Consider the following 13877-nt stretch of genomic DNA (forward strand, 5'->3'; position numbering starts at 1 on the left):
CGGGTGCGCAACCGGCAGACACCCAGCTCCTCTGGCTCATCTCTTCGGAGATGCGGCTATGACGCCGGAAGCACGGCCTTCCATCGGTCCCCCAGGAATCTTCCTGGGGGACCGATGCCGTTTCCTAGCCGAACCAGTCCCACGAACATCGCCGCGCCTGCCCTCCTCTTGCCTCGCGAGAGTGTTGTCAGCGGTGGCGGCCGGGACGTGACTGACTACGGCCCGGCGCTGCCGCTTCAAACGGCGGTGTCGTCGCCGTTGCCGGCCCTGGGTGAGCGAAGGAGGTCTTCGCCAGGGCCGCCGCAGGTCCTGAAGCCATGGCCGTCGCCCGTTGCGAGGATCCGGTGATGGTGACGCGGGCTGGTGGGGCGGATCGGGCGTGAATCAGTAGCACTGCCGCACGTCGGTCGTCTTGCTGTCCGATCACGCTGACGAGCCGGTCTGCGCTGGCCTGGGCGTCGCTCATGCCGGCGAGTTCGGCCGCGAGGCGGTCCTCGCGGACCGTGCGGTGCACGACGCTGTTGCACAGCAGGAGCGGACCCGCGTCGAGCGGGCACACGCTGACGTCACCGGCGCGGACGCTGGACGTGAGGAGCAGGTCGGCGATGCTGCCCAGCGGCACGGCTTCCCCCTGGTCGCGGCGTCGCCGGCCGGTCGTGTGGTCGGCAGTGACCTGGGCGAGCTGCCCGGCGCGGATGGTGTAGGCGCGGCAGTCGCCGGCCCACGCGAGTTCCCACCGTACGCCGTGGCGGTTCCCCTTGGCCGGGTATGCCGAGACGACGAGCAGCGAGGCGTCGCCTGCCTGGCTGGCGTCGACCCCGCCGTAGAAGGCGTTGATCGCGGCCCGCGCCGCGTGCAGGCCGGCTGCTGGGTTGGAGCGCAAGGTGACGGTGGCGGCGATGTCGGCAGACATCTGCGCGGCGGTCGCTGCTGGAGCATGCCGGCCGATGCCATCGGCGAGGGCCCAGACGGTAACGCCGCTGTCCGGATCGTGGCGCGTGATCACTGCGGTGGTGTCGATGCCCCGGCCACCCGCGCTGCGGGCCGCAGCCGACACCGTCGTAGGTTCCTTCTCCGGCACGCGGGCGCCCGAGGGTATCGACGGATCGTCGGACGGGGCGGGTGGTTGCTCGGGATGCGGTGGGGCCGGCGAGGCCCAGTCGGGCGGCGGGTCGGTGCCGCCGGGGGCACCGGTGCGGGCGTGCCACGCCTCGACCACGCCGCGCACCACGTCGGTGGAGTGCAGGCCGAGCTGCTCGGCGGCGGCCTCGGCCATCTCGCGGGTGGCGTGCGGGGCGTCAACGAACAACTCGGCGATCGCCCGGTAGGCGGTGATCCGGTCCTCCACGAACCGGGCGGGATTGGTGATCCGCCTGGTGTCGAACAGCCGGCTGATCGTGTTGGTCATCTGTAGCTGGGCCAGGGGCTGGACGGCGCCGAGGACCTCGCTCATCGCCCAGATCGGGTCCATGGTGGCGAGCACGTCGGCGGGGTCCTGCCCCTTCGGCAGACGTACACCGGAGACCTGGCCGGGCCACCGGGACGCGACCGGGTACGCCCGGTCGGCGGCCCGGCGTCCGGCGTCGTCGCCGTCGAAGGCCAGGATGAGGTGGGCACCGGGCAGGGTCTGTTGGATCAGGTCGAGCTGTTCCCGGGTGAGGTTGGTACCGCACGGGGCGACGGCGTACACCGGCTGCGTCTCGGGAACGGCGGAGTGCGCTGCGGCCATGCGGTGCATCGCGAGTACGTCGGCGGCTCCCTCGACGACGAACACGACCGGGTCGCCGACACCGGCGGGCCGGTCCGCGAGCTGTTGCCCGAGACCGTAGAGCAGCAGGCGTTTCCGGTAGATGGCCGTCTCCGGCGTGTTGATCCACTTGGCCTCGGCTCGTCCGCTCAGGTCGCGGGCGGTGAACCCCACAACCCGGTTGTGTGCGTCGGTGACCGGGAACATGAGCCGGTCGCGGAAGCGGTCCAGCAGGTGTTCGCTCCTGCTGTGGATGAAACCCAGGCCGGCGGCGGTCACCTCCCCGGCGCTGAATCCCGCTGCCTGGAGGTGGGTGGCCAGTTCGGTCCACCGTCCCGGCGCGTAGCCCACCTGCCACGGCCCGGTTGAGTCCGCCGCAGCACTGATGCCGTGGCTTTGCAGATAGCGGGCAGCCTTGCGCGACGTCTGTAGCCGGCCGGCGTAGAAGTGGGCTGCGGCAGCGTTGACCGCGTACAGGCGTTCCGGCGGTGGGGTCGGCTGTTCACTGGCCATCGTCGGCCTCCTCCGACCCGGGCGGCCGGGCACCTGTGTCCGTAGCTGGTGCGCCCTTTAGCGACGCGAGGGTCTGGGCGTTCACGACCTGGGAGAGAGCCCGGAGCTCGCCGGCGAGCTGATCGATCTGCCGTTGTAGGTCGGCGAGCATCGCCTCGACCCAACGCAGGTCCGCCGAAATCCGGGCTTCAGGGCCGCTCATGGCAGGTCCTCGCCATCGGGAGCCGGCCGGTTCAAGCTCGGGGGATCGACGTCGTGCTTCCCGGCGGCGAGGTCGGCCCGGGCGGTCCGGGTGATGGCCTCGACGCTGGCGGCGGTGTCAGCGCCGATGACGTCGGCGTGTTCGCCGCCGTACCACGGCATCAGGTCGATCATGGCCGCTCGGGCGCCGGTCGCCAGCAAGATCGCCCGCCCGCGTTTGAGCGCGCGCAGGTCGCCGGGTTCGAGGATCCGCCGCCGTTGGGCGCTGGTGGAGTAGCTGGTGTGGCCGTTGCCGTCGCGGTTGATCGAGGTTGTTGCCACGTCGTGGTCGCCGATCAGGCGGGAGATGTCCTCGGCGTGGCGGGCATCGTCCAGACCGGCGCCGATGACCTTGACGGTCGCGGCGCTCCACAGGGCGGTCATGCCGCGTTCGCCCCACACGCCCTGGCCCTGGGCGATGTTCTGGATGATCGTGATCGGGATAACTCCTCTGCCGCCGAGGTGGCTGTAGAGCTGCGGCAGATCGTTGATCTTGCAGATGTTGGCTGCCTCGTCGAGCACCGCCAGCACGGGCGGGTCGATGCGACCACCAGCGGCTTCGGCGTGCACGACCGCGGTGCGGAACACGGCGTCGGTGAGGGCGGCGACCAGAGGCGCGGCAGCTCCCGCTCCCTCCTTGCTGAGCAGGTAGAGGGTGTCGCGGGAGGCGGGGAACGTGGTCACGTCGAGCCGGTCCATGGCGCTGGCCGGTGGGGTGACCCAGGCCATGATCTCCGGGTCCGACAGGCACCGCGCGGCCGTGCGCGCGGTCTCGTACACACCGTCTCTGGTTTCCGGCGCACCACCTTGACGCCCGGCGAGGGACCGCGCGGCCTGTGGATAGCCGGCGGCGCGCAGCAGCGTGACCGGCTCGCGGCTGGTCACGTCGGACAACCACGCCTGCACGTCGGTGAGCGTGCCGCCGGAGTTGGCGGCGGCGAGGAAGAGACAGGTGAGCAGGTCCCCGGCAGCGAGCGGCCAGAACGGATCGGAGGAGCCAACGCCCCGGATCTCCTGGATGAAGTGATCACTGAACCGCGCGGCGTCCTCGACCCCGTTGATCGTGGCGAGTGGGTCCCACCAGAAGGTTTGGCGCTGGCGGGTGACCCGCTGCGGGTCGAACGACCACACCCGGCCGACCCGCTCGCGGGCTCGGGACGTGGCCGCCCACAGATCGGAGCGGTTACTCGTGGCCAGAACCGGCCCCGGCGCGTCCAGGATCGGGGGAACGGCGAGGCTGGTCGTCTTGCCGGCCCGGGGCGCCATCACGGCCAGGAGGACGTCCTCCCAACTCGATCGGAGCACGGGACCTCGGCGGCGACTGCTGGTGACGAGCCGTCCGAGCGCGATGCCGATCGCGGCGGCCGGTACCTGCTTCGGGGCGCGTCCGGCGAGGCTCGGCCGCAGCCGCCGCGCCCGCTGTAGGGCGGTCGAACCGATGAGCTCGTCAACGTCGCGGGCGCGGGCGAGGGACGCCAACGGGTCTCCGGCCTGCGGCCGGCGAGCCTGCCACCACGCCCACCCCCAGAACCCGGGAACGATGGTCGCGGTGAGCAGAAGCGCGTAGATGAGCGCTACCAGTAGCGGCGCAACCCCCGGCCACAACTGCTGCCAGTCCCGATCGAGCAGCCGTCCGGTGAAGTCCCACCCGAACGGCGGGCCGGTGTCCCACGGCCGCCCGGACGCCACGGCGGCGAGGCGGCCGGCGAACCACGCCAGCCAGGTCAGCGCCATGGCGGCGGAGCAGGCACCCAGGATCAGCCACGGCGCTACGGGGTATCCGCCCGCGCTACCACGCGGGTAGATCGGTTGCTGGCTGCGGATACCGCTCATCGGGCACCCGCCCGCACCGCCGCGTCCGTGTCGTAGAGCGACATCTCGTCGCCGACCAGGTGCAGGGCGACGGGCAGCCCTGCCCTCTCGCCGGTCTTGACGAGGTACTTGCCGCGCCCGGGATGAGTCGCGCCGGGCACCAGGGCCTCCGGGGCGGCCCAGGACGCGACCATGTCCCGTTCGGGCCCGGAGAGACGGACCATCTGGCCGATCCGGTCCAGTTCCCGGCCAGGTAGCGCGGCCAGGATCTTGATCGCGCACCGTTCGGCCATGCCACGTCCCTTGGCCCGGTCCTCGTCACTGGCGAGCGCGTCGAGATCGTCAAGGGAGTGGGTGAGCATGATCTGCGCGACGCCGAGGTTGCGGGACAGCCGGGTCAGCGCGTCGGCCGGCTCGACCAGTCCCGGTGCTCCCCGTAGCGCCCGCCACAACTCGTCCATCACCGCCAGGTGACGGCGCCGGGGCGCGAGGCCCTGGTCGGCGAGTACGGCTGCGGCGTCGATAACCGCGTACCCGTAGCTCCAGGTGGACAGCATCGCGGCGGCGACGAGCTTGTCGCCCGCGGCGGCCACCCGCGAGATGTCGATGCTGACCGCCTTGGCGGACAGGTCGATGGGGGTGGAGGTGGCGGAGTCGAAGACACCGGCGAGGGTGCCCTCGCACAGCAGCCGGAGGGTGGCGACCAGGTCATCGATCCGGCGGCGGTAGTCCGCCAGAGAGGTGGCCCGCGCGGCGGCGCGGATCGTGTCCGGTCCCTGGTCGAGTACCGCGAGCACGTCAGGGATCACCGGGTCGCCGGTCCGGCGCTCGGCGAGCAGGTCGACCACCCTGCCGAGGACGACCTCTTCGGTGTTGCTGACCCGGCCGCCGTCGCGGACCAGGGTGCACAGGGCGATAAGCAGGGTGAGACGCCGGCCGCGTACCTCCAGGCGAAGTTGCTCGGCGTCCGGGCCGCTCATCCGCGACAGCACTGTGCCTAAGGGGCCGGCGTCGAGCGGGTTGATCCGGTCCAGGCCCCTGCCGACCCGAATCACCTGGCCGTCCAGATGCTGCACGACCCGGGTGTAGTCCGGCTTCGTGTCACCCAAGATCAGAATCTGGGCACCGGTCGCGGCCATCCCCATCACCAGCCGCTTGGCCAGGGCAGATTTGCCCGCGCCCGGCTGGCCCAACACGAAGACGCCGGTGTTGGTGATCAAACCGGCGCCGAGCCACTCGAACGGATCGAGTAGCACGGACTCACCCCAGAGCTGATGGCGGCCGATTGGCACTCCCAGCAGGGGAGATCCGCTGCCGGCGGTGAACGGGTACAAGCCGGCGGCCTGCACGGTCGTGGCCTGGTACTCGGTGCCGGCCGTCACGTGGACGGCCCGGCCGGCGCCCGGTTGCCGCCATCCCCATGCCGGGGCGACGGGGCCGAATGAGGACACGTCGATATCCGCAGATGTCACGGTGATGCTCCTGAAGAAGAGAAGAGTCAGTGCGGCCACTGCTGGGCCAGCACTGGCGGGCAGATGCCGGCCGGCAGGGTGACGGCGAACCCGGCGGCCTGGGAGCGCCACAGGCGGCGTAGGCGCACCTTGCACGTCTCGGCGCGGCTCTCCACGTCGGCGACGGCCCGGCCCAGGTCTGCCTGGTCGAGCACCGTCGTGGTCACCCACAGGCTGATCAGCCCGACGCCGGCTCCGAGCGCTTCCTCCCGGGCGGCCTGCGCGGCCTGCTCGTGGTCGGCGATGTCCCGGGCGGTCGGGTCGAGCTTGCGCGCCCGCCGGTAGGCGCTGCGGAACTGGGCGGCGTTGACCTGCCGTTCGACCTCACCGGCGGCCTGCGCGGCGGTCAGCGGCCGATACAGCAGGGTGACCCGCTTTGGGTGGTCACCGGGCGCGAGGAGCCGGGCGAGCACGTGATGGGTGACCGGTTGGCGCGGCGCCTCGTGCCACGCCCAGGTCACGCTGGTAGCGCCGTCGTGCTCGTACCGGTCGGTGTGCTCCTGCGCGGCTACGGGACCCGCGTTGCTCCAGTCGAGCAGGTCTGCCGCCGCGCCGGGATCGGCGCTGAGCAGCCGGGTCACGTCGCCTCGGCTGGTTGGGTCGAAGCTGTGCCGGACGATCCCCGCGATCTGCGCGGCTGTCGCCCGCCCCAGCACGGTGAGCCCGCAGCCGGCCAGAGCGTCCTGCAATCCGGGCAGGGCGCGGTCGACCTCAGCGAGGCATTCCGGCACCGTCTTGGGGCGTGCCGGCGACGACCCCGGGTCGAAGGTGATCGACACGGTCGTCTGCACGTCGGCGGCAGCCTGCGGCGCGGCGGCCACGAGCTGCTGAAGCACACGTACCGCCGCCGCTGGCCCGTCCGGGGCCAGCCGCCCGGTGATGTAGTCGGCAAGCCGGGTGCCGGAGTCCGGGGCGGTGTCCACGGTGACCGCAACCCACCGCACGATCGGCACATGGCCGAGCCCGGCCAGCCAGCCACCCCAGTTCGACACCCACGCGGTAGCCGCCTCCGCGTCGGCCAGCCAGGTCGACTGGGCGGCGCAGCGCAAGGTGACGGTCATGGTCCCGAGCCGGCGATGCCACACGACCCCGTAGGTGCCGCCGTGGCCGTCGTCGGCGGACAACAGCACGGTCGGGGCGAGCACGCCCGGCAACTGCCAGGCGTGCTCCTCGGCCGACATCACGCCGCCGCGGTAGCTGGTCCGGCCCCGCGCGGTGCCGCTGACCCAGCGCAGCCGTTGCACCAGTGCCTGCGCCAGCGACACCCCGTCCCATTGGGCGACGTTGCCGACGATGATGATCAGACAGACCGGGCCGACCACCACGAGGGCGGCAAGACTTACCGACACCGTGATCAGGGCGACGGTCATGGCCCCGAGCACCACCATGGTCTGGCCGAAGCCGAGCCCGAACATGCCCAGCGTTCGAGCCCGGCGCCAACCGCCGTACGTGCGCGTCTCGTTGACCGGAGAGTCAGCAGACATCCCGCTCACCCGGTTTCCGTCGACCGGGCGGCCGTGCTCGCCGCAGACTTGGCCGCCGCTCCCGCGACCTGGGCGCCGACGACGACACCCGCAACGACGGGCGCGGCAGGACCCGCAGCGGCGGAGGCCCCGACCGCACCGGCACCCGCAGCGCTGGAACCAGCCGCCGCGCTAGTGCCGGCGGCTGTAGCCGTCGTAGCGCTACCGGACGCGGTGCTTGCCGTGGTTGCCGTCGTGGTACCCGCCGAAGGGCTGGCGCTGGCGGTGGGGGCTGGACCGTTGAACGTCGGTGGCGTTGGCCGGGGTGTGCCCGAGCCGCTGTCCGCGTTGCTGCCCGAGGACGGCGGATAGCGGCGGTCCATGTCGCGGGCGTAGTCCGTCGCGGTCATGCCGGACGCGCCGCGGCTCGACGCCACCGCGTGCAACCCGGCCGCACCCGCAGCGGCCAGCATGCCCGCCGAGTTGCCGGACTGCTGGACGGCGCCAACGGTCCAGTTGAAGAACCGCATCATGGCCGGCAGTGCGACGAGGGTCAGCCCGAGCATGCCGGCGCCGGTGAACCAGGTCGAGATGTCCCGGTTCGCAGGATCGCCGATGAGCATGAACGCGACCGCGTAGCTGGTGGCGGCGAACGGTTCGTAGAAGACCAGTGCCAGCAGCCAGCCGAGCACCCGCCTTAGCCAGTTACTTGTGGCTGCGGTGAAGCTGCCGCTGGCGGCGAGTTGCAGCATCCCGGCGAGGATGATGATGGCGCCGTTGCGGAACAGCAGCAGCATCGCCTGCACGATGCTCGCGACGAGCACGAACAAGCCGACGACGACCACCAGGATGCTGCCGATGCTGGGGCCGACCGGAAGCAGCAGCAGCTGCATCCGCTCGGCCAGCGCGTTGGTCTTGCATCCTTGGTCCTGGCCCAGACCTGGAGCACAGTCCATCCCCCAGGTCAGGACCCACTCGGTGTAGGACTCGCAGGCCCTGAGCAGCATCTGGGTGCCGGTGAGGCTCACCGCGCCGAACAGCGCGGTCGTGAACAGCCCTTTCACGACCGTGACGAGCGGTTCGCCCTTCCGGTTGATGATCAGCAGGAGGGACTGCCACATGATGCCGCCGATGGAGACCATCAGCGCGAACGGCAGCATCCACTGCTGAAGGGTTCTCGCCGCCGGGGCGTGTTCGACGTTGACCGGGGGCAGATACAGCCACCAGGTCACCGTGGACTTGATCAGTGTGGACTGCGCCTGGCTGATGAGGATGGCGAGATGGCCGATCATGCTGTCCGCCACCGCCCCGGCGACTTCGGTGGCGCCCTCCTTGAACTGGCACTTGAGGTCCCATGCGTCGCACATGGCTACCTGCCCGGCAGTGGCGTGTAGTCACGGACGACAGCGGGACCGACTAGGGCGCGGACCGTGGACCAGTCGCCCTGCGGCGGAGCGATCAGGCGCCAGTCCGAGCCTGACCAGGAAACCTGGACCACGGTGGCCGCGCGGGCGACGCCACCGTCGCCGTCCGGCGCCTCGATGAGCAGCCGCAGGCTGGCCGCCTGCGGGCTGTAGGCGTCGATCCGTACGCCAGCGATCGAGGCGTAGATCGGCGCGAGGGGCTCCCCGTAGGGAATCTGAAGCTGTTCGCGGCCGGCGGTGTAGTCCTGGTTGACGGCGTCGACGTACGCGGCCACGTCCGGGCCGACGACCTGCTCTCGCAGCGTCGGTCCCCACACTCGCGGGCCCACCTGCGGACTGGTGCGAACCAGCAGGTGCAGCGCCGCGAGAACCGCACCGGGCGGTGTCTGGGCGAACTGCTGAGCCTGCCCGCCAGCTAGCTCACGCGGACCCTGCATGGCGGAGACGGGGAGGTCGAGCCCGGCGACGGTGACCCAGGTGAGATCGGTTGGCCAGGCAACGGCTACCTCCACTTGCTGGGGCTCTGCCGTCTGGTCGTCGGCAGGAGGAAGCACTGTGACGGGCTGCCGGTCGGGCGAAGCGTGCTCGTCCTTCGGCCGCGTGTCGCCGGACCGGGCGACCGCGAGCGACGCCAGCACGAGGAGCGCCAGTCCGGCAGCGGTGATGACCAGCGGACGGACCCGGCGTGGCGCGGCGTGACGGAAACGGGGCCGACTCATGTCAGCGCCACCCCCGCGATGCCAGCCGCCAGGCTGGTCAGTGCCAGCCCGGCGAGCACCCAGGGAACGCCCGCCGCGCCGTCGACGGCGGTCTGCGATCGGTTCCTCCGACCGATGATCATCATTCCGGCGCAGATCATGAACCCGAGAACGCCAGCCACGAGCAAGATCCACTTGCCCCAGCCGAGGAAGGTGTTGGCTATCGCCTCCATCCCGGGCGGTGCGGCGGGAGCCGGATTCGGGGCGTCTGCGGCGAGCGCCGCTTGGCCGGCAACGACGAACTTGAGGATCATGCTGATCTCCTCCGACAAGGGAATGCGGCCCGATGGGGGCCGCTGCCGGAGACGTTCGCGTCGGTGCGGTGCCGCTACGGTTGCCGCCGGAGTCAGCGGCAGCGCTACGGGCGCTAGGGGTAGCCCTCGTTGCTTTCGGCTGCTGGGGAGGTAGAGGTGGGGGCGGCGACTCGTCGCCCTCGGATCGGGGGCTTACCGCGAGCGGCGGGCGAGGCTGAGCGACGGCGACCCCGTCGCCGCCGCCGTCCACGCGTCGATGTCGGAACTCGACGGGCGAAGCGCCGCTCGGCATGGAGTTTCCGGGCCAGGGGACGCGCGTGAGTGGAGAGCGTTTCGTGCCTGGGTAACACCAGCGCTACGGGGTTACGGCAGCGTCGCCGGAAAGGCGCGGACGTGACCGTGACGAGCATGACTCGCATCCGATCCGCCGCCTTGGCGGTCGCTCTCATCGGATTGCTTGGAGCCTGTTCCACGGCCAGCCCAACGCCCCGGCTCCAGGCATCCACGACACCATCTGCCCCGCCGGTCGACCCGTCGACCGACTATTCCGATCCGCCAGCGGTGTGTGAGGCGTTCGCCGCCGCCGTGCACCGTATCGACACCACCATCGACGAGGACTGGGCCGCTGCCTACCAGCGGGCCGTGGCGTACCTGGACGCCACGCTTGCCGGGTCGGCAGCCCTCCGAGACCCGGTACGACAGACCGTTCAGTGGCAGGAGTGGGTCCATCACCGGGCCCACACCGAGGTCCAGATCGCCCCGTACGCCGGAGACGCGCTCCCGCCGGACACCGCCGAGCAGCGGCACCATGCCGTACTCATCACCGTCCAGCCGATCGGACGCGACGGCTGGCGTGGCCCGTTGGAGCGCCACACCGTCGTGTGCGCCCTTCAGCCAAGCACAGGCGGCTGGCGGATCAGCGACTACGAGATCGGCTGACCGTGATGACCAACACGACCGGCCAGGCCAGCACGACGTCGAGACGGGCCCTGGTACTACTGCTCGTCGGCGTACTCGCGGTGGGCGCTGGTCTGGTCGCCTTCGTCAGCTCAGGCGCCGCCACGCTGCTGGCCGCGAGCCCCGCGCTGGTCTCCGCCCCCGCCAGCGGCCAACTCAACATCGACGCCATCCCGCCGCACGCTCGCCATCTCGCTCCCTGGGTGGTGCGGGCCGGCTCGATCTGCCCACAGATCACCCCGCCGATGATCGCAGCGCAGGTCGACCTCGAAAGCAGTTGGAACGCCGACGCTGTCGCCCACAATCCGCCTGACCGCGGCGGAGATGCCATCGGCATCGCCCAATTCCAGCTCGGCACGTGGGCGACGTGGGGCGACGACTACGACAACGACGGTCGCAACGGGCCGGACGACCCCGAGGACGCCATCTACGCGATGGGCCGCCTCATGTGCGACCTCGTGGCATGGGCCAGCCGCAACATCGAGGCGAACCATGTGACCGGAAACCCCCTCGACATCGCCTGGGCCGCCTACTTCTGCGGCAGAGCCTGCGTCATCGGCGCCGGCGGCGTACCCGCTGCGGGCAAGGCGCACGACTACCCCCAACAGGTCCGCTCCCGCATCGGCAAGTACACCCTCGCGTCCGGAAGCACCGGCGCCTGGCGCCTGCCCCTACCCGCCGACAGCTACCAACTCGTCAGCAGGTTCCGGCCGCCATCGCGGCCCAGCCACGACGGCATCGACCTTGCCGCGCCCACCGGAACCCCGATCTACGCCGCCGCAGCCGGAACCGTCCTGGCCGCCCGATGCGACAGCGCGTACTGCGACCGCCCCGGAAACCCGAACCTGCTGGGCTGCGGACTCCTGATCAACATCAACCACGGCAACGGCATCGCCACCCGCTACTGCCACGCGGTCCGCCTCGCTGTCTCCGCCGGTGCCCAGGTACAAGCCGGGCAACTCATCGCTTGGGTCGGCAGCACGGGCCATTCGTCCGGACCGCATTTGCACTTCGAGGTGCACCGAAATGCGCCGCCCCTGACCGCCGCGAACGCGATCGATCCGTTGCCGTGGATGGATTCGGTGGGCGTGCGTATCCGGAGGTAGTCCGCCGCCACTGTCGTCACCTCCGAAACCTTGCACCGCCGGCCTTTACCGGCACTCCTCATGACCCGGCGATACCTGGAGGCATTCCCAATGCTCGTAAGCGGTTACGACTCTCAATCCTCACGTCAGCTCGCCACGTCAATCACGGTGGGGGCGGCCGGCCGGACCGGTCCCCGAGCGCACCTCGCCGGCACCCGCGTCGTCGATGTCGGCGGCGGCTGGCACCCGGGCACCTGGCGCGAAGACCTGCGCCGGCTTGCCGACCGGGCTCGCGTGACCGCGCTGGCCCTGCGTACCGAGCCGAACGAGCGCCAGATGTCCGACTACGACTGGTCGCAGATCGTGCGTGGCATGGCCGACGGCCTCGGTCTGGCAGACCGGCCGTGGGTAGCCGTGCGGACCACCCCGACCACCCTCACCCTGCTCGCCGATGCCGCCAATGGGCCACTGCGCGCTGACACCGCTCGCGCCTATGCCCGCACATCAGTGGTCACCTCCCGGCTCGCACCCGCCCACCCGCGACCGGCGCCCGCCGCACTCGCTCCCAGCGCGGACACCGCTGAGACGGCCAACACCGGTTCTCTGCCTCGCGGCGTTGCCCAGTTGAGCTTCGCGGCCCCACCCACTGCCGCGCCGGCCGCCGCCGGATCCCCGCCTCTCCAGCCCCGCGACCTGTCGAGTCACCGGGCAGCAGCACGCCCGCACAGCCGATAGACGACGGAGTTACAAGCATGCCCGCGCCATCGCGCCGACCTCCGCAAGCCGCGGCCACGAAACCGGTCACCCCGTCCTCGGCCGGCCAGTCGGCTTCCGCTCCGGCCCGGAGAAGTTCATGAGCGACCCACCCGTCACCCGCGACACTGTCGCCGCGCACCTTCCCACCTACCACCCCGATGCGTACTGGCCGACTCCGCCTGACCTGGCCACCCGCACAGCCGCCGCCTGGAACGAGGCGAGGACGATCGCCGCCGACGACCGGCACCGAGCAGGTGCTGATGCTGTGGTCGACGCCGTCTTCCCGCTCGGGTACGCCGCCGCAAGGCGAGCCGGGGTCGAGGCCGTGGCCGACCACATCACCGCAGCCACTCGTGAGGCGGTCACCCGCCTCAGCAACGACACCGACCCGGGGCGCATCGTGCGCGGACTTCTAGGCCGCTTGACGGCTGCCGCCCACGACGAGGTCCGGCGCCACGCCGGACCGGCGGCGGACGACGGACGGAATCGCCCGTCACCGCGGACCTACTTCGTGGCGGCCAGCGACAACCGCGCCAACACCGACGCGCAGCGCGCCGCAGCCGCTGCCGGCGTCGCCTGGACCCACGGGATCCAGGACGGCTGGGGACAGGCGTACTGGGCCGCTAACCGCATCATCATCGCGATCCGGGACAGCGAGCTCTCCGCCACCAGCGCCATCGACGGGATACCGGCCGTCGCCTGGCTCGACGACCTTGCCGATGCGGCTCGGGCGATCGCCGACGAGCGACCCGGCCAGCATCCTGTCCGGCTCGCCCGACTGGCCGGGCCGACCGAGGCGCCACCGGTTGCGAGCGGTGACCCGGCGAGCCGGGAGGCCCCATCGGCGGCCCAGAACCACCACAACAACGGCCTGGATAAGGACGACCGCAGGCCGCGGGGGATGTGATTCCATTGGCGAGGAAGCGCAAGGAGATAGCCGGGCAGCTGTCGTTCGACGACTACCTCTGGGCGCGTGCGTCGGAACCGGACGGCTCCGACGAGTTGGAGGTGGAGACGAGTGAACCAGTACGCAGCGCAAGCACAGACTCACTGGAAGAAGTACCTGCCGAATCGGTACCAACAGATCGGGAACCCGGACGAGTTCTTCACGGCGCTGGGGGAGCAGATCGCCCAGCAGATCGAGGACCTGAGCAGGACGCTGGCCGGCCCGGACCCGGAGCAGGAGACGTACCTGGACAAGCTCGGCCGGCTGAACAACGCCAGGCTGCGCGCCGAGGGCCAGGTGCTGCGGGAGATGCTGCCCGACCCGGAGACCGACCTCAGCCCGACCCGCTAGAACCCGTCGCGCCGCCGTCGGGGGCGGCGCTACCGCCCCCGACGGCGACGGCGACGGCTT

General features: G+C 71.1%; 13 protein-coding genes. 5 read left to right on the top strand and 8 right to left on the bottom strand.

Annotated features, from left to right (window positions below):
* Nucleotides 1-187 precede the first annotated feature (187 nt).
* The 8 genes from O7626_RS03075 to O7626_RS03110 form a co-directional block, all read right to left on the bottom strand.
* Entirely contained in the window at nucleotides 188-2260 is a 2073-nt protein-coding gene (locus O7626_RS03075; RefSeq protein ID WP_278059028.1) for a toprim domain-containing protein, read from the bottom strand.
* Nucleotides 2250-2462 carry a hypothetical protein gene (locus tag O7626_RS03080; protein WP_278059030.1) on the bottom strand — a complete coding sequence of 71 codons (213 nt, stop codon included), beginning with the start codon at nucleotides 2460-2462 and terminating at the stop codon, nucleotides 2250-2252. The genes O7626_RS03075 and O7626_RS03080 overlap by 11 nt, the downstream gene beginning before the upstream one ends.
* Nucleotides 2459-4333 carry a type IV secretory system conjugative DNA transfer family protein gene (locus tag O7626_RS03085; protein WP_278059032.1) on the bottom strand — a complete coding sequence of 625 codons (1875 nt, stop codon included), beginning with the start codon at nucleotides 4331-4333 and terminating at the stop codon, nucleotides 2459-2461. The genes O7626_RS03080 and O7626_RS03085 overlap by 4 nt, the downstream gene beginning before the upstream one ends.
* The gene (locus O7626_RS03090; RefSeq protein ID WP_278059034.1) at nucleotides 4330-5784 is read right to left on the bottom strand and encodes a hypothetical protein; all 1455 of its coding nucleotides are present in this window, start codon (nucleotides 5782-5784) and stop codon (nucleotides 4330-4332) included. The genes O7626_RS03085 and O7626_RS03090 overlap by 4 nt, the downstream gene beginning before the upstream one ends.
* Nucleotides 5785-5810: 26 nt before the next feature.
* Nucleotides 5811-7307: an SCO6880 family protein gene (locus tag O7626_RS03095; protein WP_278059036.1), complete on the bottom strand. Its 1497-nt coding sequence runs from the start codon at nucleotides 7305-7307 to the stop codon at nucleotides 5811-5813.
* Nucleotides 7308-7312: 5 nt separating this feature from the next.
* A complete protein-coding gene (locus O7626_RS03100) occupies nucleotides 7313-8578 on the bottom strand; it encodes a hypothetical protein (protein ID WP_278059038.1) in 1266 nt (421 codons plus the stop codon).
* Nucleotides 8579-8655: 77 nt separating this feature from the next.
* Nucleotides 8656-9429 (bottom strand): hypothetical protein, encoded by a 774-nt coding sequence (locus O7626_RS03105; protein WP_278059040.1) that lies wholly within the window; start codon nucleotides 9427-9429, stop codon nucleotides 8656-8658.
* Nucleotides 9426-9722, bottom strand: coding sequence for a hypothetical protein (locus tag O7626_RS03110; RefSeq protein ID WP_278059042.1), 297 nt, complete (start codon nucleotides 9720-9722; stop codon nucleotides 9426-9428). The genes O7626_RS03105 and O7626_RS03110 overlap by 4 nt, the downstream gene beginning before the upstream one ends.
* 561 nt (nucleotides 9723-10283) lie before the next feature.
* On the opposite strand from O7626_RS03110, the gene O7626_RS03115 reads away from it, so the two are divergent.
* From O7626_RS03115 to O7626_RS03135, 5 genes are all read left to right on the top strand, one after another.
* The gene (locus tag O7626_RS03115) at nucleotides 10284-10661 is read left to right on the top strand and encodes a hypothetical protein (protein WP_278059044.1); all 378 of its coding nucleotides are present in this window, start codon (nucleotides 10284-10286) and stop codon (nucleotides 10659-10661) included.
* Nucleotides 10662-10666: 5 nt separating this feature from the next.
* A complete protein-coding gene (locus O7626_RS03120) occupies nucleotides 10667-11785 on the top strand; it encodes a M23 family metallopeptidase (RefSeq protein ID WP_278059047.1) in 1119 nt (372 codons plus the stop codon).
* A gap of 60 nt (nucleotides 11786-11845) precedes the next feature.
* Complete coding sequence (locus tag O7626_RS03125; RefSeq protein WP_278059049.1) at nucleotides 11846-12499, top strand: hypothetical protein; 654 nt, start codon at nucleotides 11846-11848, stop codon at nucleotides 12497-12499.
* A 118-nt stretch (nucleotides 12500-12617) separates the two neighbouring features.
* Complete coding sequence (locus O7626_RS03130; protein WP_278059051.1) at nucleotides 12618-13427, top strand: hypothetical protein; 810 nt, start codon at nucleotides 12618-12620, stop codon at nucleotides 13425-13427.
* A 111-nt stretch (nucleotides 13428-13538) separates the two neighbouring features.
* On the top strand, nucleotides 13539-13817 hold the full coding sequence (locus O7626_RS03135; RefSeq protein ID WP_278059052.1) for a hypothetical protein: 279 nt from the start codon (nucleotides 13539-13541) through the stop codon (nucleotides 13815-13817).
* The last annotated feature ends 60 nt before the right edge of the window (nucleotides 13818-13877 follow it).

It is taken from the genome of Micromonospora sp. WMMD1102 (assembly GCF_029626265.1).
In the GTDB taxonomy this organism is placed as follows: Bacteria; Actinomycetota; Actinomycetes; order Mycobacteriales; family Micromonosporaceae; genus Plantactinospora.

Bases quoted from the DNA above. Each gene is read 5' to 3' on its own strand.
- O7626_RS03095 (WP_278059036.1), bottom strand. From the start codon at position 7,307: ATGTCTGCTGACTCTCCGGTCAACGAGACGCGCACGTACGGCGGTTGG.
- O7626_RS03105 (WP_278059040.1), bottom strand. From the start codon at position 9,429: ATGAGTCGGCCCCGTTTCCGTCACGCCGCGCCACGCCGGGTCCGTCCG.
- O7626_RS03130 (WP_278059051.1), top strand. From the start codon at position 12,618: ATGAGCGACCCACCCGTCACCCGCGACACTGTCGCCGCGCACCTTCCC.
- O7626_RS03125 (WP_278059049.1), top strand. From the start codon at position 11,846: ATGACCCGGCGATACCTGGAGGCATTCCCAATGCTCGTAAGCGGTTAC.
- O7626_RS03120 (WP_278059047.1), top strand. From the start codon at position 10,667: ATGACCAACACGACCGGCCAGGCCAGCACGACGTCGAGACGGGCCCTG.
- O7626_RS03080 (WP_278059030.1), bottom strand. From the start codon at position 2,462: ATGAGCGGCCCTGAAGCCCGGATTTCGGCGGACCTGCGTTGGGTCGAG.
- O7626_RS03110 (WP_278059042.1), bottom strand. From the start codon at position 9,722: ATGATCCTCAAGTTCGTCGTTGCCGGCCAAGCGGCGCTCGCCGCAGAC.
- O7626_RS03085 (WP_278059032.1), bottom strand. From the start codon at position 4,333: ATGAGCGGTATCCGCAGCCAGCAACCGATCTACCCGCGTGGTAGCGCG.
- O7626_RS03075 (WP_278059028.1), bottom strand. From the start codon at position 2,260: ATGGCCAGTGAACAGCCGACCCCACCGCCGGAACGCCTGTACGCGGTC.
- O7626_RS03100 (WP_278059038.1), bottom strand. From the start codon at position 8,578: ATGATCGGCCATCTCGCCATCCTCATCAGCCAGGCGCAGTCCACACTG.